The 20,710-nt window shown below is 30.6% G+C and carries 21 protein-coding genes; 14 read left to right on the top strand and 7 right to left on the bottom strand.

Translation table 11 applies throughout. From position 1 onward, the window contains the following. The first annotated feature begins 67 nt into the window (after positions 1–67). From OLM57_RS05325 to nadD, 4 genes are all read left to right on the top strand, one after another. Positions 68–739 (top strand): potassium channel family protein, encoded by a 672-nt coding sequence (locus OLM57_RS05325; protein ID WP_264566202.1) that lies wholly within the window; start codon positions 68–70, stop codon positions 737–739. Between the two features lie 98 nt (positions 740–837). Further along, positions 838–1,698, top strand: coding sequence for a YicC/YloC family endoribonuclease (locus tag OLM57_RS05320; RefSeq protein WP_264566201.1), 861 nt, complete (start codon positions 838–840; stop codon positions 1,696–1,698). Between the two features lie 92 nt (positions 1,699–1,790). Continuing rightward, complete coding sequence (gene gmk / locus OLM57_RS05315; RefSeq protein WP_264566200.1) at positions 1,791–2,363, top strand: guanylate kinase; 573 nt, start codon at positions 1,791–1,793, stop codon at positions 2,361–2,363. Between the two features lie 108 nt (positions 2,364–2,471). After that, entirely contained in the window at positions 2,472–3,053 is a 582-nt protein-coding gene (gene nadD, locus OLM57_RS05310; protein WP_264566199.1) for a nicotinate (nicotinamide) nucleotide adenylyltransferase, read from the top strand. Here nadD and OLM57_RS05305 read toward each other — a convergent pair whose 3' ends face one another. Continuing rightward, positions 3,054–3,950, bottom strand: coding sequence for a LysR family transcriptional regulator (locus tag OLM57_RS05305; protein ID WP_319800281.1), 897 nt, complete (start codon positions 3,948–3,950; stop codon positions 3,054–3,056). It lies immediately after the preceding gene. An 88-nt stretch (positions 3,951–4,038) separates the two neighbouring features. Here OLM57_RS05305 and OLM57_RS05300 point away from each other — a divergent pair, with 88 nt between their 5' ends. From OLM57_RS05300 to OLM57_RS05290, 3 genes are all read left to right on the top strand, one after another. Then, complete coding sequence (locus OLM57_RS05300; RefSeq protein ID WP_264566197.1) at positions 4,039–4,809, top strand: type 1 glutamine amidotransferase domain-containing protein; 771 nt, start codon at positions 4,039–4,041, stop codon at positions 4,807–4,809. An 85-nt stretch (positions 4,810–4,894) separates the two neighbouring features. After that, entirely contained in the window at positions 4,895–6,058 is a 1,164-nt protein-coding gene (locus OLM57_RS05295; RefSeq protein WP_264566196.1) for an iron-containing alcohol dehydrogenase, read from the top strand. A 298-nt stretch (positions 6,059–6,356) separates the two neighbouring features. Further along, positions 6,357–7,352 (top strand): NAD(P)H-dependent glycerol-3-phosphate dehydrogenase, encoded by a 996-nt coding sequence (locus OLM57_RS05290; protein WP_264566195.1) that lies wholly within the window; start codon positions 6,357–6,359, stop codon positions 7,350–7,352. 85 nt (positions 7,353–7,437) lie between these two features. Here OLM57_RS05290 and OLM57_RS05285 read toward each other — a convergent pair whose 3' ends face one another. Then, positions 7,438–7,845 carry a hypothetical protein gene (locus tag OLM57_RS05285; protein WP_264566194.1) on the bottom strand — a complete coding sequence of 136 codons (408 nt, stop codon included), beginning with the start codon at positions 7,843–7,845 and terminating at the stop codon, positions 7,438–7,440. 76 nt (positions 7,846–7,921) lie between these two features. Continuing rightward, entirely contained in the window at positions 7,922–8,941 is a 1,020-nt protein-coding gene (gene pheS / locus OLM57_RS05280) for a phenylalanine--tRNA ligase subunit alpha (RefSeq protein WP_264566193.1), read from the bottom strand. A gap of 135 nt (positions 8,942–9,076) precedes the next feature. Here pheS and OLM57_RS05275 point away from each other — a divergent pair, with 135 nt between their 5' ends. The 3 genes from OLM57_RS05275 to OLM57_RS05265 all read left to right on the top strand — a co-directional run bounded on the left by OLM57_RS05275 (position 9,077) and on the right by OLM57_RS05265 (position 12,692). After that, on the top strand, positions 9,077–10,669 hold the full coding sequence (locus OLM57_RS05275) for a site-specific integrase (protein WP_264566192.1): 1,593 nt from the start codon (positions 9,077–9,079) through the stop codon (positions 10,667–10,669). A 204-nt stretch (positions 10,670–10,873) separates the two neighbouring features. After that, positions 10,874–11,158 carry a hypothetical protein gene (locus OLM57_RS05270; protein WP_264566191.1) on the top strand — a complete coding sequence of 95 codons (285 nt, stop codon included), beginning with the start codon at positions 10,874–10,876 and terminating at the stop codon, positions 11,156–11,158. A 562-nt stretch (positions 11,159–11,720) separates the two neighbouring features. Beyond that, the gene (locus tag OLM57_RS05265) at positions 11,721–12,692 is read left to right on the top strand and encodes a hypothetical protein (protein ID WP_264566190.1); all 972 of its coding nucleotides are present in this window, start codon (positions 11,721–11,723) and stop codon (positions 12,690–12,692) included. Between the two features lie 268 nt (positions 12,693–12,960). Here the strand turns inward: OLM57_RS05265 and OLM57_RS05260 are convergent, their stop codons facing one another. Beyond that, positions 12,961–13,155 carry a hypothetical protein gene (locus tag OLM57_RS05260; RefSeq protein ID WP_264566189.1) on the bottom strand — a complete coding sequence of 65 codons (195 nt, stop codon included), beginning with the start codon at positions 13,153–13,155 and terminating at the stop codon, positions 12,961–12,963. 61 nt (positions 13,156–13,216) lie between these two features. Further along, positions 13,217–13,762 carry a hypothetical protein gene (locus OLM57_RS05255; RefSeq protein ID WP_264566188.1) on the bottom strand — a complete coding sequence of 182 codons (546 nt, stop codon included), beginning with the start codon at positions 13,760–13,762 and terminating at the stop codon, positions 13,217–13,219. Between the two features lie 510 nt (positions 13,763–14,272). Here OLM57_RS05255 and OLM57_RS05250 point away from each other — a divergent pair. Next, positions 14,273–14,632, top strand: a complete 360-nt coding sequence (locus OLM57_RS05250) for a hypothetical protein (RefSeq protein WP_264566187.1) — start codon at positions 14,273–14,275, stop codon at positions 14,630–14,632. A gap of 6 nt (positions 14,633–14,638) precedes the next feature. After that, positions 14,639–15,706 carry an ImmA/IrrE family metallo-endopeptidase gene (locus tag OLM57_RS05245; protein ID WP_264566186.1) on the top strand — a complete coding sequence of 356 codons (1,068 nt, stop codon included), beginning with the start codon at positions 14,639–14,641 and terminating at the stop codon, positions 15,704–15,706. Positions 15,707–15,848: 142 nt separating this feature from the next. Here the strand turns inward: OLM57_RS05245 and OLM57_RS05240 are convergent, their stop codons facing one another. Together OLM57_RS05240 and OLM57_RS05235 are read right to left on the bottom strand one after the other, a co-directional pair. Continuing rightward, positions 15,849–16,556: a hypothetical protein gene (locus OLM57_RS05240; RefSeq protein WP_264566185.1), complete on the bottom strand. Its 708-nt coding sequence runs from the start codon at positions 16,554–16,556 to the stop codon at positions 15,849–15,851. 102 nt (positions 16,557–16,658) lie between these two features. Next, positions 16,659–17,225 carry a hypothetical protein gene (locus tag OLM57_RS05235; protein ID WP_264566184.1) on the bottom strand — a complete coding sequence of 189 codons (567 nt, stop codon included), beginning with the start codon at positions 17,223–17,225 and terminating at the stop codon, positions 16,659–16,661. 152 nt (positions 17,226–17,377) lie between these two features. Here OLM57_RS05235 and OLM57_RS05230 point away from each other — a divergent pair, with 152 nt between their 5' ends. Together OLM57_RS05230 and OLM57_RS05225 are read left to right on the top strand one after the other, a co-directional pair. Beyond that, entirely contained in the window at positions 17,378–17,614 is a 237-nt protein-coding gene (locus tag OLM57_RS05230) for a helix-turn-helix domain-containing protein (protein WP_264566183.1), read from the top strand. A gap of 290 nt (positions 17,615–17,904) precedes the next feature. Further along, a complete protein-coding gene (locus OLM57_RS05225) occupies positions 17,905–20,664 on the top strand; it encodes a class I SAM-dependent DNA methyltransferase (protein ID WP_264566182.1) in 2,760 nt (919 codons plus the stop codon). The last annotated feature ends 46 nt before the right edge of the window (positions 20,665–20,710 follow it).

Below are 20,710 nucleotides of genomic sequence, written 5' to 3'. Positions count from 1 at the left end.
TTTTCAACATCATTCGAGCCTTTAAAACTGCCCTATATTTTTATTATATTTACATAAAACAAAATAAATGGACAAACTCAAGGATTTTCTCTATCAAAATAAATATGAGATTTTACTATTCGGATTAATTCAACACCTATTTATTGGTATTTTATTTTCCGACTTATCAGGAGCACTCAAATTCGTTTGGGTATTGAATATCATTGTACTTGGTTTTGCCACAATTGGAATTTTTATACAAAAAGGAAAAAGAAAAAACCGAATCCGAAATGTACTCTTGTTTTTGGTTGTATTTATTACATTGGGAATCCCTTTCAATAATGAAAATTTATTTTTTTTGATTGTTGTAAATGTGATCTATATACTGTTTTTTATTTTCATCTTTTGGGAGGTTCTTAAGTTTTTAATAAGACCAAGCTATATTAACAAAGATGTCATTTCTGCTGCTGCCTGCGGATATTTTTTACTGATTGAAATTAGCGTTTTTATCATGCAAACCCATTTTTATCAAAATCCCGATTCTTTTAAGGGAATTGATACTTCGACGCCATATAGTTCTTTCATAGATTTGGTTTATTTTTGTTGTATTACTATTTCGAGTATTGGCTTTGGAGACATTATCCCTAATAGTCAACAAACCAAACTGTTCACTTCGCTATTGGGGATAATAGGGCAATTTTATTCTGTAGTCCTCGTTGGAATTTTGATTAGTAAATTCTCTTCTCATGAAAAAAAATAATTTTTACTTTTTCAATAAAATAGAACAATACCGTTACTCCTTATAGAATAAAGGCCTCTGAAACTTTTTCCTTATCTTTGAACACTTTTATAAAAAATATGATACAATCGATGACAGGCTTTGGTAAAGCCACTTTGCAATTACCATCCAAAAAAATTACAGTAGAAGTAAAATCTTTAAACAGTAAAGGTTTAGATTTAAATGTACGAATGCCTTCTGTATATCGTGAAATGGAACTGGGTTTACGCAACCAAATAGCCCTGAAACTAGAAAGAGGTAAAGTAGATTTTTCTATTTTTATCGAAAGTACCGCAGAACAAACTTCAACCAAGGTTAATGTGCCTATCGTAAAAGCGTACATTAATCAATTGAGGGAAGTATATGCAGATGCAGATGAAACCGAATTGATGAAAATGGCCGTGCGTATGCCCGACACCATGAAAATAGAACGCGATGAAATCGACGAAAATGACTGGATTCAAATCCAAACCGTAATCGAAGAAGCGTTGCAAAACATACTGACTTTCAGAAAAGACGAAGGGCAATCGTTGGAAAATGAATTTCAATTGCGTATCGGAAATATTCGTCAATATATGAATGAAGCTTTGGCTCTAGATCCAGAGCGTGTTCAAGCCATAAAAGACCGTTTGCAAACTGCCATTGCTGAATTGAAAGTCAATGTGGACGAAAATCGTTTTGAGCAGGAATTGATTTATTACCTAGAGAAATTGGATATTACCGAAGAAAAAGTGCGTTTGACCAACCATTTGGATTATTTCCTGGAAACCATCAATGGAACGGAAGCCAACGGTAGAAAATTAGGTTTCATCACCCAAGAAATGGGTCGTGAAATCAATACTATGGGATCGAAATCGAATCATGCACAAATGCAAAAATTAGTGGTTCAGATGAAAGACGAATTGGAAAAAATTAAGGAACAGGTATTGAATGTTTTATAATCCCCCTAACCCCCGAAGGGGGGAATATAATAGGAGGCTATAAATTATAAACTAACTTAAAAATTCCTCCCCTTCGGGGAGGCTAGGAGGGGATGAAAAAAGGAAAATTAATCGTATTCTCGGCACCATCGGGATCAGGAAAAACTACCATTGTTAGACACTTATTAGGAAAAGAAGATTTGAATTTAGAATTTTCCATCTCGGTAGCTACTCGTGAAGCGCGTGGCGAAGAAGTAAATGGAAAAGATTATTATTTCATGTCTTTGGAAGAGTTTAAAAAACACATCAAAGCAGAAGATTTTGTAGAATGGGAAGAAGTTTATAGAGATAATTTTTATGGTACTCTAAAAAGTGAAGTAGAACGCATTTGGGCCAAAGGAAAAAATGTCATTTTTGATATTGACGTTGCAGGCGGATTGCGTATCAAACATAAATTCCCTGAAGAAACTTTGGCTGTTTTTGTAAAACCACCAAGCGTAGACGAACTCAAAAGAAGACTAAAAGAACGCTCCACCGAAAGCGAAGACAAAATCAATATGCGAATCGCAAAAGCTTCTGTAGAACTCGCTACCGCTCCTCAATTTGATGTGATTATCAAAAACTACGATTTGCCTGTAGCTCTAGAAGAAGCCTATCAATTGGTAAAGGATTTTGTAAAAGAATAGTAATTATTACGTCAAGATTCGCAAAGAAAAAAGAGATTCACAAAAATTTTATAAAATCCTTCGTGAATCTTCCAAAACTCTTTGTGAACCTTCGCGAAACAATAGTATATGAAAATCGGACTTTATTTCGGAACGTTTAATCCCATTCATGTTGGGCATCTTATCATTGCCAATCACATGGCGGAACATGCCGATTTGGATCAGGTCTGGATGGTCGTAACGCCACACAATCCATTGAAAAAGAAAAGTACTTTACTTGACGATTACCATCGTTTGCAAATGGTTTATCTCGCCACTGAGGATTTTCCCAAAATAAAACCTTCGGATATTGAGTTCAAATTATCGCAGCCCAATTATACGGTAAATACGCTAGTTCATTTACAGGAAAAATATCCAGATTATGAATTTTCATTAATCATGGGAGAAGACAATTTGAAATCATTGCACAAATGGAAAAACTATGAAGTGATTTTGGCGCACCATGATATTTATGTCTATCCAAGGATTTCACTAGAGACAGATAATTTGGAACTAAAAAACCATCCCAAAATCCATTTGATTGATGCTCCAGTTGTAGAAATATCCTCGACCAACATTCGAAATACAATCAAAAAAGGAAAAAATGTTAAGCCCTTACTACCACACAAAGTTTGGGAATACATTGATCATAATAACTTTTACAAAAAGTAGTTATTCAAGAACTGCCCTTACTTCTGTTTCAATATCCTGAAAAATGGAACTCAAATTATCATTTTTGCCCGACAACAAAAACACTTCAGTATTGGGCATTTCTTTGCTGTTCCATACCAATTGCAATTTATTTTCTTGAATCAATTTTTTTGCATTGATATTCCATGTAACTGCAACTCCAGTATTTTTGCTAAGGATTTCCAGCATTTCATATTCGGAAGGAATAATATAATTGGCCACCATCGAGGGTCTTTTTTTAGCAAAAACATGCAGCCAAAATAATTTAATGTGCGGAATTCCGGCATCATGACTGTACCATTTTTGATCGTTTAACCAGTTTTCAACAGCAACATAATCTTTAATTTTTATATTTAATTTTAAATCAGAAAGATCAATATTGGTAGAACCTACAATGACTTGTTTGATATCGCCCACCTTTTTCTGAATCGTATCAAAAGTGTCGAACTTCTTGGTCACAATAGCAAAATCAAGTTTTTTGGAATTCACCAAATCAAACAACGCATCATTAGTATGGAATGTAAAATCGATAAAATCAAATTTAGCAACCAAAGTGCTCCCGATACCGCTCATCAAATGTCTGGAAATACCGACCGACAATAACCGATTGGCATTGAAAGCTTTGGCTCGAAAACCGTTTTCTACATTTTCCAGTCGATCTAAGGCATCAATGATTAAATTATTGAGTAACTTAGCATATTCTGTCGGTTCAACCCCCTTGGACTTTCGATTGAAAAGCTTGTAACCAACATGTGCCTCCAACATCACTATTTGCTGACTTACAGCTGGTTGACTTATAAATAATTCTTTGGCTGCCAAAGAAAAATTTCCGTTTTTATAAACAGATTTAAATGTCCGATACCATTCCAGATTGACCATGATATAAATATATTTATCACAAACATAATTTAAATTATTTTTACTAATACCATATTCAGCATAAATTTGTGGTATCAAAAAGTAAGTAATGAAAAAAATAACAGTATTAATAATTCTAACATTAACCGTGGGTTGCTTTGTGGCAACTGCACAAAAACAAAATAACAAGAAGATGAAAAAAGTATTATTTGTAGTTACGAGTCACGATCAATTGGGTAACACAGGAGAAAAAACAGGTTTTTGGACAGAAGAATTGGCAGCACCTTATTACGCTTTACTTGATCAAGGCGTAGCAATAGACATTGCAACTCCAAAAGGAGGACAACCACCAATTGACCCAAAAAGTGCTGATCCAGCATCGGCAACCGAAGACACTAAACGATTTGACGCCGACACTGTTTTATTGGAAAAACTAAAAAATACCAAAAAATTAGCAGACGTTAATCAAGCAGATTACGATGCGGTTTTTTACCCTGGAGGTCACGGACCACTTTGGGATTTGGTCGAAGATACAACTTCTATTGCGTTGATTGAGTCTTTTTATATCCATAAAAAACCAGTTGCTTTTGTGTGTCACGCACCAGCTGCTTTGAAAAACGTAAAAGTAAATGGAGAATTTCTAGTAAAAGGGAAAAAAATAACTGGATTCGCCAATACCGAAGAAGAAGCAGTTGGATTGACCAAAATCGTTCCTTTCTTATTGGAAGATGCATTGCAAGCCAATGGAGGAATCTACAGTAAAGTTGCCGATTGGCACCCTTATGCTGTAGAAGATGGTTTACTAATTACAGGTCAAAATCCAGCTTCGTCTAAATTAGTGGCGGAATTATTATTAACGCAATTGAATTCAAAAAAATAATTAAAGTTGCTAAGTTTCTAAGATTTAAAAAACTTAGTAGCTTAGCCTCTCTGTAACTTAGTGTATCTTAAAAAAAACAAACACAATGTTAAATTTCGAGTTATATAATCCTACCAAATTGGTTTTTGGTAAAGGACAAATAGAAAAATTACCAATCTTGATCCCTGCGAATGCAAAAATTCTTCTCGCTTATGGTGGTGGAAGTATTTTTAAAAATGGAATCCACGAGCAAGTTCGAAAAAGTCTGGAAGGATATGAAATTGTTGAATTTGGAGGAATTGAAGCCAATCCGCATTTTGAGACTTTGATGAAAGCCGTTGCTGTCATCAGAGAGCAAAAAATTAATTTTATTCTCGCTGTTGGTGGCGGAAGCGTTATCGATGGTGTGAAATTTATTTCGGCAGCTGTTCCTTTTGAAGGAGAACCAATTGACATACTTAAAAAGCGAATTCTTTTCAAAGAAGGATCAAATGTAATTCCGTTTGGTACTGTTTTGACTTTGCCGGCAACGGGTAGCGAAATGAATTCAGGTTCCGTTGTAACAATTGCTGCAACTCAAGAAAAACTGGATTTTGGAGGTTCGGCTTTATTTCCAAAATTTTCAATTTGCGACCCAACAGTTATTGCTTCTTTACCCAAAAGGCAATTGCAAAACGGAGTGATCGATGCTTACACACATGTTCTGGAGCAATACCTGACGTATGTACACGAAGGTTTTTTGCAGGATAGAATTGCAGAAAGCATTTTGCAGACTTTAATTCAAATAGGACCAGATGTAGTAGAGAAACCAACCGATTATGCTTTAGCATCCAATTTTATGTGGAGCTGCACTATGGCTCTAAACGGACTGATTCAGAAAGGGGTTCCTTCAGACTGGGCAACTCATATGATTGGTCACGAATTGACCGCACTTTATGGTATTGATCATGCCCGAACTTTGGCAATTATTGGACCTAACTTATACAAAGTAATGTTTGAATCCAAAAAAGAAAAATTGGCACAATACGGAAAACGCGTTTTTAATTTAGCAGGAAGTGAAGAAGAAATTGCTGAAGCTGCCATAGAAAAAACAATAGCTTTCTTTCATACTATGGGAATGAAAACCTTGTTATCTGAAAACGCTGAAAATTTTGAAAAAACAGCCGATTTTATAGTGAATCGTTTTGAAAAAAGAGGTTGGAAAGCCTTGGGAGAAAAACAGAATATTACATTAGAAAAAGTAAGAGAGATTGTTACGATGAGTTATTAATTTCAACATAAAATAATAGCATAAAAAAAGGCGTTCACTTAACCAATAAGAACGCCTTTTTAAAATACTAAAACAAAACTAACTAACTCAATCTTCATATTTTAAATCTAAACAATTTATTTATAATGAGTTACAACGTAAGTATTGTATTTATATTGTATAAAATCTAAAATTTTTATAGATAATTTATTTTTTTAATAAAAACTTTATAAAGCCCTATAAATTCTAGGCTTCTCAAAAAAATTAATTTGTATTATTGGTATATTTTTAAGTACTTTTGATTAAATTTAATAAAAAAATGGCCGATAATTTAAAATTTGCAGTAATTGGCGGCGGAAGCTGGGCTACTGCCATAGCTAAAATGTTGTGCGTAAATCTTCCCGAGATTTCATGGTATATGCGAAATGACGCTGCTATAGAACACATTAAAACTTATAAACACAATCCAAATTATTTAAGTTCTGTTGAGTTTGACAACACAAAACTCAAACTTACGAATGACATCAATGAAGCGGTTGCTTATGCCGATTACATCATTTTTGCAATTCCTTCTGCATTCTTGAATGGTGAATTGGAAAAATTGACGGTTTCTCTGAAAGACAAAATCATTTTTTCAGCCATAAAAGGAATTGTGCCTGAAACCAGTTTGATTGTGGGAGAACATTTTCACTATAAATACGACATTCCTTATTACAACATAGGTGTGATTACTGGACCTTGTCACGCAGAAGAAGTAGCGCTAGAAAGACTTTCATATTTAACAATTGCTTGCGGTGACCCAGACAAAGCCTCTATAGTTGCCAAAAATTTATCCGGCAATTATATCAAAGCAAAAATCACTGATGATATTATAGGAACAGAATATGCCGCAATGCTAAAAAATATTTATGCTGTTGCTGCCGGTATTGCACACGGATTGGGATATGGTGATAATTTTCAATCGGTTATTATGAGTAATGCAATTCGCGAGATGAAAAGATTCATCAAGAAAGTGCATAAAATGAAACGTAACATCAATGACTCTGCCTATTTGGGCGATTTATTGGTTACCGGTTATTCTATTTTTTCGAGAAACAGAATGTTCGGTAATATGATTGGAAAAGGATATACTGTAAAATCGGCTCAAATGGAAATGAGTATGGTTGCCGAAGGTTATTATGCCGTAAAAAGTGCTTATAAACTCAACCAAGGCTATGGGGCCAAAACACCAATTATAGATGCTGTTTATGCCATCTTATATGAAGGCAAAGAAGCCAAAGCCGTGTTCAAAAAATTGACCGAGGAATTGGATTAATAATCAGATTTCAGATTAAGATAAAACAATAAAAAAGGCATTTTCTAAATTAAGAAAATGCCTTTTTTGGTTATTATTAAATCTTTTATTTCACAATCACTCCATCAACAAACAAAAGTGGTACTTCTTCCACATTAGCTTCATTAATACTATTTGCTTTGAAAATAAATTTTTTGTCGTACAAAGTGTTTCCGATGAAATAAGTTACCATAAACTCATTGTTGAGTGCTAAAACACTTTTTTCTATCATTTCGATTTTTACTACCGAAACGGCTGGAACTTCCATAAAAGCGTGACGCAAAAGAGAAGTTTTTTTCATTTCGCCGTCAATGGTGCCAAAGGCTTTGGAAACTACCATAACACTATCGAGTTGAAAGTCGCTATCGTTAATCAGATAGGCGTACCAAACTTTTTCCATAAAATCGTCGCTCCATTCTTGAACGGCAGCAAGGAATACATTTTCTACTTCGGGGATAGTGATATCTTTTTTCATACTAGTCAAAAGTTATAAAGTCAAAAGTCGAAAGTCCCAAATGCTGAAACTTTCGACTTTTGACTTTCGACTTAAATTATATACTTGATTTAAATTGCTCTAGGAAACGGACATCATTTTCATAAAACATACGGATGTCACCAATTTGATACAATAACATCGCGATACGCTCGATTCCCATTCCAAATGCAAAACCATTGTATTCGTCTGGGTTGATGTCACAGTTTTTAAGTACGTTTGGATCAACCATACCGCATCCCATAATTTCTAGCCAACCGGTTCCTTTGGTGATACGGTAATCGGTTTCGGTTTTTAGACCCCAATAAATATCAACTTCGGCACTTGGTTCGGTAAATGGAAAATAAGAAGGACGTAAACGAATTTTTGATTTTCCAAACATCTCTTTGGTGAAATACAAAAGGGTTTGCTTCAAGTCGGCAAAAGACACGTCTTTGTCAATATACAATCCTTCTACTTGATGAAAGATACAGTGTGATCGCGAAGAAACGGCCTCGTTACGGAAAACCCTTCCCGGAGAAATAGTACGAATTGGCGGTTTGTTGTTCTCCATATAACGCACCTGCACAGATGAAGTATGCGTACGCAACAAAATATCCGGGTTGGTTTGTATGAAAAAAGTATCCTGCATATCACGTGCCGGGTGGTATTCTGGCAAGTTTAACGCCGTAAAATTATGCCAATCATCCTCAATTTCCGGACCTTCGGAAACATTGAACCCTATGTTTGAAAAGATATCTATAATTTGGTTTTTTACCAATGAAATAGGGTGGCGGGAACCAATAATGGAAGGTTCGGCCGTACGGGTCAAATCACCATAAAATCCTTTTATTTCTTCCTTGCTGGCTAAAGCTTCCTGAATGGATTTTACTTTGTCCTCGGCAGAAGTTTTAAGCAGATTGATTACTTGCCCAAATTCCTTTTTCTGGTCGTTGGGTACATTTTTGAATTCGGCAAAAAGGTCTTTCAACAGTCCTTTTGTTCCCAAGAATTTAATTCTAAATGTTTCTAGTTCTGCTGGATTTTGTGTGGAGAATGCCTGTGCTTCACCAATATATTCTTTTATCTTATCTATCATTTTTATATAATCTCTTTATTGTCAATGTTTTATAACAACTATAAAAAATAGTGGGGTGATTTGTGGGGTGATTTGTATAAAAATTGAATTCAAAACTCTATCTTTAAGGCTACAAAGATAATTAAAAATATAGAGATGAAAGCGAATGTGATATTACAAAAAAAGAATAAAAATGATGAGTTTGGTTTTCTATACATACTTTATTCAGATGGTAATAAAAGAAAGAAAGTTTCATTAAAGCATAAGATGTTAGTAGCACATTTTGATAAGACATTTATAAAGGATATGAATAACTTCAGTGCTAAATTATCTGGTTGGAAAGAACTAAATAATAAAATTAATACGTTAATAGATGATACTGCAATTTTTGATATTAAAGAATACACTATAACTACATCATATCTAACATATTTTCAAAAGTATATTGATAAAAAATTAACTAAACAAAATAGTAAGAATAACTTTAACACAAGTCTTAAACAATTCAAGACTTATCTAACTTCTATTAATAAAGATGATATTTTATTTACTGACTTAACAAACACTATATTAAACAATTACAGGACATATTTACAAAAAAAGGGTAGAACAAACACAACTATTAAAACATATTTAACAGCGATGATGTGCGTTTTCAATAAGGCTATTGATGATTATGATAATAAAATCTTTATAAGTGATAAAGATATTTTTAGAAATATAAAAAAGGGATTAAAAAGTGATATTAAAGTGAAGCGTGTTTTAACTGATACTGATATATCTATACTAAAAAGAATAAAAAGGACAGAATATAAATACGAGGATAGATTGTTGTATGATGGTATGTTAGATGATTTTGGAACTCGTATAGAATTAACCAATACTCAAAAAGAAACTTATAAAGAAATTAATAATAATGTTTTATTCTATGTGTCAAGGATGTTTTTATTTAGTTTATTTTCCAATGGTATGCGTTTTAGTGATATGTTTTTAATAAGATTAGAAAATCTTACTGAAAATACAATTGAATACACTACATTGAAGAACAAAAAAGGTATGAAAATACTAATTAATGTCCATATAAACAGAGTTATATGTGATATATTAGGATTAGAAAATTATCATAAACGATTAAAGACTGAGAGATTAAAAGGTTATTTAGATAATGAATTAACCTATAAAGAATTACAAGAATTGATTAAAAATGAGATTAAATATAAACTGGATAAAACTGATACAACTTTAATTACTTATAAAGGATATAGTCATATTGATGTTAGCAATAAAGAATTAGTTAAGTGGATAGATAGGATATATCTAATGAGTTTAGAAATTGATAGACGAGCGAATATATTGTTACATAATGAAATTAAAAAAATGAATAAAAAGGATTTTTTATTCAAAAAGTTTATAAATGCAGATATTTTTAATGATTTTAAGAAAGAAACTGGTTTTACTGAATTACAGAATAAGAAATACAAAACTTTAATGGCTAAATATGATAGACAATTGACTTCTATTGGTAAAAAATATAAATTATCGCACGAAAAATTAAGTTCTCATAACGCTCGTCATTCATTTACTAACATCGTTCTAACTATGGATAATATAAACTTATTAGATGTATCAAAACTTTTAGGACACAGCAACTTATCTACAACACAAGCATATATTAGTTCAGGATTTGAATTTGAAAAACATAAGGAAATTAATGACGAGTTTAGTAAAAGATTTGTTAATAGATATTAAGGATTGATTGAAATAAGCACATACAAAATAATACAAAATTGGCTATAATGACTTTTGAGACATTTAACGAATTAAATAAAGTTGGCTGTTTTAGTAATAAAACTGTCCTGACTATAAAAAATCCATTCTTTTTAAAAGAATGGATTTTCTGTTTTATATATAATTAAAGCGAACCAATTCGCTCAAAAAATATATATACAGAAAATGAAAAAAAGATTGCATACCAGTTTCGTCAAGTTTATTGTTGAGAAATACGATAAAGAAATTCAAGAACTTCCCGAAGAAGAAACCAATTATAGAAAAGATATCAGCGATGAATATGATGAAATTATGGATTATGGCGATGAAGAAAATGATGAGGTTCAAGACGAAGAAGAAATTCAAGAAAATGATGATGAAACCATTGATGACTTAATAAAAGAATATCGTTCATTAGCGAAAAAATATAAGATAAAAACAAATGGTAGTATTCGTAATAAAAGAAAATAAGAAGTATTATGATATTGAAACTATGCGACAAATTCTCAATGTTTCAAAATCTAAAATTCAAAGACAGTTGAAAAAACAAGATACTGAAATAGTCAAGTATAAAAATTTACATCTTTATAATGAACATACTCTGTTTAGCTTGATGGAGGTAATTCTAATAGAAAAATTAGAAAAGATAGATGATTAACTATGACAAGATTAAAAAGTTGAACAGTCAGATTGCCATAAATAAAGAAAAGTTACAGTCTGAAACTGATATTAAAAAGAAAGAAAAGTTGAGGTGTTTAATTCAAATCGACATGCTAAAAACAAAACTTGAGAGATTAAATTGAAATAAAAAGAATGGTTTATACCATTCTTTTTTTATTGACTTCACTTATACAATAAGTATTTATATTGAAATTTCGGGAAGTTTAAAAAGTGAGCAACAATAAGATGATATAATATATATACTCAATATTTATAGACTGACTTGCTCTTTTAAATTTAATAGTGAGTTTCTAATAAATAAGTGGAAACAAAACGAGATCACTTTTATATATAACAAAAAAGAATTTATTATATGAAAGTTATTCTACCTCAAGAAGTCATTAATTGTATTTCAAAAATCGGAAATAAAACCGCACAGAAAAACGGTTATAAAATTTATACTGCATTGACCTTAATGTCCAAAAGACAAAATAAGCACAAATATTTCCCTGTTCCATCTACTTACTTAGAAAAGATAAATAAACGCTACAAAAGAACCCTAAATGCTTTACAAGAAGCAAAGATTATTAAACCATATAGCAGAATTGAACAACACCCCGAATTATTGTTTGAAAGCATCGAAAAGAAATATTACAATGTATCAAGAGGCATTTGTATTAAATATAAATTCCTAATTGATATTTCAAAAGGTGTTATTGAAGAAATAGATTTTGACAACAAAAGAAAATACAGATGGTATTCTATAATTGAAAACTCGATGGCTGAACTTGGTTATGAAGGAAAAATTTCAAGAGATACTTTTGGAAGACGAGTGCATCATCCTGTAATACCGATTTATAAAGAAGACTTAAAAAAGAAAGGTTATGCTATTATTGATGCTAAATGTTCCCAACCTAAACTTCTATTGAACATTATGAAAGATAAGGGAATAATTGACAAAAGATACGAAGAAGCATTTCAATTAGATTTTTATAATTATTTGGTTCAGAATTTAGAACTGAATGACAGACAACAAGCAAAAGATTTGTTTATGTATTTCCTAAATTCAAATGGATATGTTCCAAATTATAAAATTCACATTTTGTTTCCTGTTGCATCAAAGTTTATTACAAATCTAAAAACCAAAAATTATAAAGATGCTTCATCTTATTTACAAAGAGAAGAAAGTAAAATATGGATTGATGATTTACTAGAAAATATACCTACTGATTTTGCTTTGCCTATACACGATTGTTTATTAGTGAAAGATAGAGAAGTTTATGAAATACTTGATTACTGTAAAAGCAAATATGAAAATATAGATTTTGAGATTTCTTTTTTATAATGAGCAATTCAAAATTTGCTTCCTAACAGAACCAAATCTCATCAGAAAGTTAGTTTATATGTTTCGTACAAAACAACCTCCCAAAACCAACCAATTCACGCCACAACAAATAAAAAAGCGATTTGACTAATATCAAATCGCTTTTCATTTTAGAATACTATTCAGTTTTGTATTTCTGCTCTTTATTCCATTATCTTCAAATGATAATTTGTTAAAAATATTTTCCATGTTTAGGAATTATAAACTACACAATAAAATATAGTTTTGTTTAACTTAATAATAAGTCTAATTTTAAATTTCTTTGATGCTTTGCGATTTCTCTATCAAAGATTTTATCAATAAAGTCGGGCGTGTCTACTTCATCTTCAACATCTAAATAAATCTCTTCGAATATCACTACATCATTATAAGTTATTTTAATGTCTTTTCCCCACTTATTAGTTTTTCCGTATGCTTTATACATATTTTATTTGTTTTATTAATGATTTATTTTTTAGCTCTTTAATACTTAGTTGTTTCTTTGTTTATTTATAAACTCTCCAAAGTGTCCCGTGGTCTTTAAGAACGGAAACACAAAACTTTACTTTCAATGAACCATCTAAAAGCAATGTTCTAACATTATTTTCAGTAATAGAAGAGTTCTTCTTTTTCATATAAAAAGTAATGCGAGAGATTGTCCAACATTTTAGTTCTAACTCGCTATTTCCTTTCATTATTAATGAAACATCATCATCAATTATTTTTAATGACAATTGAAATCCATTATAAAGTGTTTCTTTTGTTGTAGAAATAAAATCAGTTTTAAGTGTTGTTTTATCTCCATTTTTTATCCCCAAGTATTTCGTCAATACATTCACATTTGAAGTTTTTCCGTTCTTTTCGGGTCCGCAATAAAAGTTATTAAAGTTTGTTGGTAAAGCATCTTTGCTCTTTGCTTCAATTGCTTTTGCTTGAATAGTTTTTACTTGTTCTTTTTCTACATAATTAAACTTCACATTATTTGAAGTTAAAAGATTTAACCACGTATTAGTATTTGCGCAAGTAGGACAATTGTTTAAGTGTGTTCTCATAATTTTATTTTTGTTTTAATTTGTTACTAATTTTTAAGCATAGAAATCCCGCTTCACATAATGCAAATTTTTAAAATTGAATAGTAATGCTTTGAATTTAAACCTCTAAATGATTATTCAGAGATGTTGTTTTTGATTTCTTAGGCAAAGATATGTTGAAGAATCTTTGAAAAAACATCATCTAAAATTTGGAAATATCGCGCCTCAATAAAATCATTTTTAGTGTTGAGGTATGTATTTATAGTTGAGGTATTTTTGAGAAATGTTAATTTTTTTATTTTTTTGATTGAAACTAATCGTCTATAATAATCCGCTTATTTAGGGTTATTTCTTTAAATTATTTAGATCATAATATACTCAGTATAAACAATAAATGTTATATGTATTCAAAATAAATAAGCTGTATTTAATTGTTAATTGATTCAATTTTATACTTTTGCTCAAATTCATAAGGAAATTATGTTAATATCATTTGACAAAAATAAAGGATGCACGGCTTATAAAGGTCTAATGGAAAATCCAACAGACCGTCAAGCTGCGAAAACTTTTAATAAAATATATAATCAATCAATTTTAAAATCGTCAATAAAAGTTTATCAAAAACTGAAAAGTTGCGATAATGCTTTAATATATAACCAAACCACTTCAGGAGATAATAAAATAGAAAAAGTATCTGGTGTTAAAGATAAAAATCCTGTTGTGTTAAAAGTTAGAATACAAGATAGTTATAGGAAATTTTTTCATTTTTACGAAACTAATACTTTTGGAGAAGAGGATTTATCAATAACTAAAAATTGGGTAGGTCAATATAGTACTGTTAATAATATTCTAGTTTTTGAAATAAATAAACATGATTATTCAGCTGTATAAAAAGCGATGGAAAAAATTAAAGTAGTTAACACGATTCAATACTTCACGACTGTTGGAGAAGAAATTGAAGATATATTATTATCAAATGATATAGATAGAAATTCTTTTCTATCATATATGAATTGGAATGATACAGAATTAGGGGCTATTACAAAAGTTTCCAAAAAAGAAGCTATTGAAATAGAGAAGGCTATCAATGTCGAAAAAATTTCAAATTATATTTTACAATTTCAAAGTAATTACAAAATTTCATATGCAAAAGCTTTATTAGCATATAAGGAAAATTTAAAGCTATATAAGAAAATTGAACATCTTAAAGATTTATTAGATAACGATTTTACGGATGGTATAGATCTTTTGGAGGATATTTCTAATTTTTTAGATATAGAAAACGAATTAGAAATATTTGATAGAGTTAAGGAAAATATTGCATTGTATAAAATTTCTAATTTTGTTCCCGATAATTTGAATTTATATGCTTGGTTAAAAAGAGGTGAATTAGATTTTTATAAAAAAGCTTTAGAAAATTATAATAGAAACGAATTCTTATCTTGGATAGATAGTAAAGAATGGGAAGGAAATTTATATAATATTCATTATATTAAAAATCAATTGCCTAAAAAATTAGAAGAATTTGGAGTTGCTTTGGTTTATACTCCATACTTAAATAAAACAGTCTTTGGAGCAGTCAGATGGTTTGAAGGAAAGCCATTGGTTCAAGTTTCTGATAAAGGTAAATGCCTTGCTACTTTTTGGTATACATTATTTCATGAATTTGGACATGTTATTAAACATGAAAATGATGAAATATTTGAAGGTCAAGCTGATTTAAGTAAATCTGCAATTAATAAAAAAGAAAAAGAAGCTAATCTATTTGCTTATGATTTTCTTTTTAATGGTGATAATTTGCGAAAATCTTTATTTACTTATCGTAATCAATATGTTGACGATGATTTTATTGATAGCATTTCAAGGCGTTTCAACGTAAATAAAATGTTTACTGCATATTGGATGAAAAAAGCAATGATAAAATCTAAAACAGTTAAAGCTAATATTCCCTCTTTACAATTTTAGAAAATAGCATTTTTCAGGTATCAAATATATCAAAAAATCACTTTAATTAAGTAGATTCTTCAATTGTTTGGTCTACTAGGTAATCATTATCCATAAAAAAGCGAGAAAATCTTCCCGCTTTTTTTATAGATAATTCTATCTTTTAATTTTTCCAATAATTAAAATGTGGAAATTCTTTTTTTAAACCATCTAAAATTTCATAAAGTTTATCTTGAGAAAGCCCATCTAATCTCCAACCACCACCGCCAGTTACATCAGAATTTGGCATACAAGTAGGCTGTTGAGAAGTGTTTTCATAAGAAAACTTTTTGCCATCCATATAATAAGTCATTACTATTAAGTTATATTTATCGATATAATCAGAAACACTCTCAGAATATTGTCTTTCTATATTGATTTCGTATCCTATAATCCACTTTTTGTTTTGTTTTTCTTTGTATTGTGTGACAAAGTTAAAGTTTTGACTGTTATTACCTTTGGTTTCCAATAATTTACAAGATTCTATATTTCCGTTTTCGTAATCAATATCTTTAGTGATTATGTATTCATTATCTATTTTTTCTTTCACGATTTCGTTAACTAGCCAACCATTTTTATATGTGTTTTTATTTGTTATTGTGTCATGTTGGTCTCTTGTTACACAAACTCCTGAATATAACTCTTTACTCCCTTTTTTAGCCACTCCTTTAAGGTCAGCATCTGCTTCAGTAAGTTCGGAACAATTACAATCTACGACAACATTTTTCATTTTTTTGTCTGTACTTTTCTCTTCTTTATCAGTACCTTTTCCTCCACAAGAAAATAGAAGAACACTAAACATTAACGTCGATAAAATTTTTATTATTTTCATATTTAAAAAATTAATTGTTTTCTACTCTTTAGGTTTTTCGATTACACCCCGTTTTTGAATTGGTTTCTGAACTCCAATTTGAATTAATAATATGGTCTTATTCTAATAATTAAATGTCAATTCAAAACGATTGCCTTTTTTCTTAAAATGATATGTACGACTGCTTCCACTATCTGAATCATTAGCCTTGAAATCATATTGAATGTTCTTTTGAATTTCTTTGACTGATGTCTCTTCATAATAAGAGTTTATTGAGCCACCTTCATTCACAATAAATTCTAACTTCCCTTTTACTATACTTACATTGGCATAAAAAGTTGAATTCATACCGTCAATATTCATTTTCACGGTATAATTACCAATAAATTGTTTTCTATTAATAACTGTTTTATTGTTGCTTGTAGCTGTTACTTTATTCTTATTATTGATAGCTCCCCATCCATTTTCAGTTTTTACCATATCAAGACTGCTACTTGATTCTGTAAGCTCAATTTCTTCTTCTCCTTGAAATTTCGATTCAGTGTATTCTTCGGACAGTTCTTGTTGAAACGCTTGATTAGTAGCTTCTTGTTGTTGAGCGTTAGGTAAAGATGTCACTTGAGCGTATCCAATACTGCTCATAAATAGTAATAAAGTAATAGTTCTTGTTGAGGATAGATCAATTTTCATAATGATTTGGTTTAAGATGTTACAGCCTTTGGCTCGTTTGTAAGAATTACATAGGCAAATATATAAAAAACACTAACAACTAATCATGTATGATTAGATGAGTAGCCTATAATTAGAGGATTTTTACATTCTTAATCATAATTTGTAAAAGTGTGATATATACCAAGGACAAAGAATATCTAATAAGATTCGGAAAACATCTAAAAAAGATGCGAGAAGAAAAAGGTATGTCCCAAGAAGAGCTTGCTAATTTGGCTGAAGTTTCATTACCTCAAATTACTAGAATTGAGCGAGGTGTAATAAATCCAACTATATGCACTATTAAATCTTTGGCAATTGGTTTAGGAATTGAAACATCTTTAATGTTCAGATTTGAAAATGAACTTTGAATGTTTGAACAACTTCATTGAATATTACATTCAATTTTCTCAATAAAATTCTTATTTCTTTTTCTCAATCTTCTCATATTTAAGTGTATTTTAGTGTTTCGATATGACTTTTTAGCTGAGATATTTTGAGAAATGTTATATTTATTTCTTTTCTCCTTCTGTTTTTCGGATTAATTAATGCCCACAATAATTAAGAATTAACCTAATTTAACAAATCATTTATTCTCTCTCAAATAACTATATTTGTTGAGAATCAAACAATTGACACAATAATCGAATTCAATAAGACTATGACATTAAGTTGGAATGAAATAAAGGACAGAGCGGTAAAATTTTCAAAAGAATGGGCAGATACAAAAAATGAAGAGGCAGACGCTAAACCATTTTTAGTAGAATTTTTCAATGTTTTTGGGATTAACCGTAAAAAAGTTGCTTCTTTTGAACATCGTGTTAAAAAATTGGACGAAAAAGATGGTTATATAGACTTACTTTGGAAAGCAACAATTTTAGTTGAAATGAAAAGCCGTGGTAAGAACCTTGACAAAGCATATCAACAAGCAAGAGACTATTTACACGGTTTAAAACAACACGAATTACCTAAATATATTCTCATATCTGATTTTGATATTTTTAGACTTTATGATATTGAAGAAGACACACTCATCGAGTTCAAACTTGACGACTTCGTTAATAATGTTCAGCATTTTGGTTATATAATTGGTTATCAAAAGAAAGTTTATAAAGAACAAGACCCTGCCAATATAAAGGCGGCAGAGTTAATGGGAAAACTACACGATAGACTTAAAGAAATTGGTTATACTGGACATTCGTTGGAAGTCTATTTAGTTAGACTTTTGTTTTGCTTATTTGCAGAAGACACAACAATTTTTAACAAACAACAATTTCAAGATTACATCGATTTAAGAAGCAACGAAGACGGGAGCGACCTCGCTCCAAAACTCCAAGAATTGTTTCAAGTCTTAAATACCGCAAACGATAAGAGGTTCAAAAATCTTGATGAACAACTTAATGAGTTTCCATATGTAAATGGAAAATTGTTTGAAGAAATTTTACCTACGGCAAGTTTTGATACAAAAATGCGTCAAGCCTTACTTGATTGTTGTTATATTGATTGGAGTAAAATTTCTCCCGCCATATTTGGTTCGATGTTTCAAAGCGTTATGAACCCCCAAGAGAGAAGAAATCTTGGTGCGCATTATACAAGTGAAACAAACATTCTGAAACTCATTAAACCTCTATTTCTTGACGAACTTTGGAAAGAATTTGAGAGCGTTAAAACAAATAAGAACAAACTTCCTGAATTTCATAAAAAAATAAGCGAACTCAAATTTCTTGACCCTGCATGTGGTTGTGGAAATTTCCTTGTAATTACTTATCGAGAATTGCGATTATTGGAAATAGAAATTTTAAGAGCCACTTATAAATCAGGACAAGGCGTTTTAGATATTCGAGAAATTATTTGGCTCGATGTAGATATGATGTGCGGAATCGAATATGAAGAATTTCCCGCTCGTATTGCCGAAGTTGCTATGTGGTTAATCGACCATCAAATGAATATGTTGATTAGCAATGAATTTGGACAATATTTTGCTAGATTACCACTGAAAAAATCAGCAAAAATTGTTCACGGAGATGCTTTGGAAGTTAATTGGGAAGATGTAATTTCAAAAGACAAACTTTCTTATATTATTGGAAACCCTCCTTTTATCGGCTCGAAAATTATGAGCCAACTTCAAAGAAATCAAATAGTAAAGGAATTTGATAATATACAAGGAAGTGGTGTTTTAGACTATGTAGCAGGTTGGTATATTAAAAGCGCAAAATACATTCAAAACACAACTATTAGAGTTGCCTTTGTTTCAACTAACTCAATTGTTCAAGGCGAACAAACAAGTATTTTGTGGGGTCAGATGCTTAACAAATACAACATTAAAATTCATTTTGCGCACCGAACTTTCCGATGGAGCAATGAAGCAAAAGGCAATGCGGCTGTGTATTGTGTGATTGTTGGATTTGCTAATTATGACACCAAAGACAAAATTATATTTGAATATGAAGATATTAAAGGCGAACCTCACGAAATTAGAACAAAAAACATTAATCCATATTTGGTAGATGGTAAAGAAATTTTGATAAACAAAAGATCAAATCCAATCTGCAATATTCCAATAATAAAATTTGGAAATCAGCCAATTGATGGAGGTTTTTTGCTTTTCAATGAAGAAGAAAAAAATTCAATAATTGACATTGAGCCTTTTATTTCTAAATATATAAGGAAATTTGTTGGTAGTGTTGAATTCATAAATAATATTCCAAGATATTGTTTATGGCTAAAAGATGCAGAGCCATCTGATTTGAGTAAATCAAAATTTATTTCTGAAAGACTAAAAGAAGTAAAAAAATTTAGAGAAAGTAGCACCAGAAAAGAAACAAGAGAATTGGCAACTAGACCTTCTCAATTTGCTTTTGTTTCGCATAATGAAAGTGAATACATTATCATTCCAAGTGTTTCATCAGAAAAAAGAAAATACATTCCTCTTGGATTTATGCCTTCAAATGAAATTGCAAGTAATCTTTGTTTGATTATACCAAATGCAAAAATGTTTCATTTTGGAATTTTAACATCCGAAATGCATATGTCTTGGGTTCGTACACTATGTGGAAGACTTAAAAGTGATTATAGATATTCAAATTCAATTGTCTACAATAACTTTCCGTGGCCGGAAAATCCTAGTGATAAACAAATAAAAGCGATTGAAGAAAAGGCACAAAAAGTTTTAGATGTAAGAACAGAATTTCCAAAAAGTTCTTTGGCAGATTTATATTCTCCATTAACCATGCCTCCCGCATTGATAAAAGCGCATAATGAATTAGATAAGGCGGTAGATACTGCTTATAGCAAACAAAATTTTACAAGTGATGCAAAGCGAATGGAGTTTTTATTTGAATTGTATGAGAAATATACCTCTACTCTTTTTACAAAAGAGAAAGTAAAAAAGACTAAAAAAACGACTCTATTGACACAATAACAAAGGTAAATAATTTACTTTCCAAAATATAGTTTGACTTGGAATT

The organism is Flavobacterium sp. N3904, from assembly GCF_025947305.1.
In the GTDB taxonomy this organism is placed as follows: Bacteria; Bacteroidota; Bacteroidia; order Flavobacteriales; family Flavobacteriaceae; genus Flavobacterium.
This window is presented reverse-complemented; position numbering and strand designations above follow the sequence as displayed.

What these genes read in the sequence shown, in the direction of transcription:
- OLM57_RS05245 (WP_264566186.1), top strand. Translation starts at nt 14,639, where the DNA reads ATGGAAAAAATTAAAGTAGTTAACACGATTCAATACTTCACGACTGTT.
- OLM57_RS05265 (WP_264566190.1), top strand. Translation starts at nt 11,721, where the DNA reads ATGAAAGTTATTCTACCTCAAGAAGTCATTAATTGTATTTCAAAAATC.
- OLM57_RS05325 (WP_264566202.1), top strand. Translation starts at nt 68, where the DNA reads ATGGACAAACTCAAGGATTTTCTCTATCAAAATAAATATGAGATTTTA.
- OLM57_RS05305 (WP_319800281.1), bottom strand. Translation starts at nt 3,950, where the DNA reads ATGGTCAATCTGGAATGGTATCGGACATTTAAATCTGTTTATAAAAAC.
- OLM57_RS05275 (WP_264566192.1), top strand. Translation starts at nt 9,077, where the DNA reads ATGAAAGCGAATGTGATATTACAAAAAAAGAATAAAAATGATGAGTTT.
- OLM57_RS05225 (WP_264566182.1), top strand. Translation starts at nt 17,905, where the DNA reads ATGACATTAAGTTGGAATGAAATAAAGGACAGAGCGGTAAAATTTTCA.
- nadD (WP_264566199.1), top strand. Translation starts at nt 2,472, where the DNA reads ATGAAAATCGGACTTTATTTCGGAACGTTTAATCCCATTCATGTTGGG.
- OLM57_RS05255 (WP_264566188.1), bottom strand. Translation starts at nt 13,762, where the DNA reads ATGAGAACACACTTAAACAATTGTCCTACTTGCGCAAATACTAATACG.
- OLM57_RS05235 (WP_264566184.1), bottom strand. Translation starts at nt 17,225, where the DNA reads ATGAAAATTGATCTATCCTCAACAAGAACTATTACTTTATTACTATTT.
- OLM57_RS05290 (WP_264566195.1), top strand. Translation starts at nt 6,357, where the DNA reads ATGGCCGATAATTTAAAATTTGCAGTAATTGGCGGCGGAAGCTGGGCT.
- OLM57_RS05250 (WP_264566187.1), top strand. Translation starts at nt 14,273, where the DNA reads ATGGAAAATCCAACAGACCGTCAAGCTGCGAAAACTTTTAATAAAATA.
- OLM57_RS05295 (WP_264566196.1), top strand. Translation starts at nt 4,895, where the DNA reads ATGTTAAATTTCGAGTTATATAATCCTACCAAATTGGTTTTTGGTAAA.
- OLM57_RS05320 (WP_264566201.1), top strand. Translation starts at nt 838, where the DNA reads ATGATACAATCGATGACAGGCTTTGGTAAAGCCACTTTGCAATTACCA.
- gmk (WP_264566200.1), top strand. Translation starts at nt 1,791, where the DNA reads ATGAAAAAAGGAAAATTAATCGTATTCTCGGCACCATCGGGATCAGGA.
- OLM57_RS05300 (WP_264566197.1), top strand. Translation starts at nt 4,039, where the DNA reads ATGAAAAAAATAACAGTATTAATAATTCTAACATTAACCGTGGGTTGC.
- OLM57_RS05285 (WP_264566194.1), bottom strand. Translation starts at nt 7,845, where the DNA reads ATGAAAAAAGATATCACTATCCCCGAAGTAGAAAATGTATTCCTTGCT.
- OLM57_RS05270 (WP_264566191.1), top strand. Translation starts at nt 10,874, where the DNA reads ATGAAAAAAAGATTGCATACCAGTTTCGTCAAGTTTATTGTTGAGAAA.
- OLM57_RS05260 (WP_264566189.1), bottom strand. Translation starts at nt 13,155, where the DNA reads ATGTATAAAGCATACGGAAAAACTAATAAGTGGGGAAAAGACATTAAA.
- OLM57_RS05240 (WP_264566185.1), bottom strand. Translation starts at nt 16,556, where the DNA reads ATGAAAATAATAAAAATTTTATCGACGTTAATGTTTAGTGTTCTTCTA.
- pheS (WP_264566193.1), bottom strand. Translation starts at nt 8,941, where the DNA reads ATGATAGATAAGATAAAAGAATATATTGGTGAAGCACAGGCATTCTCC.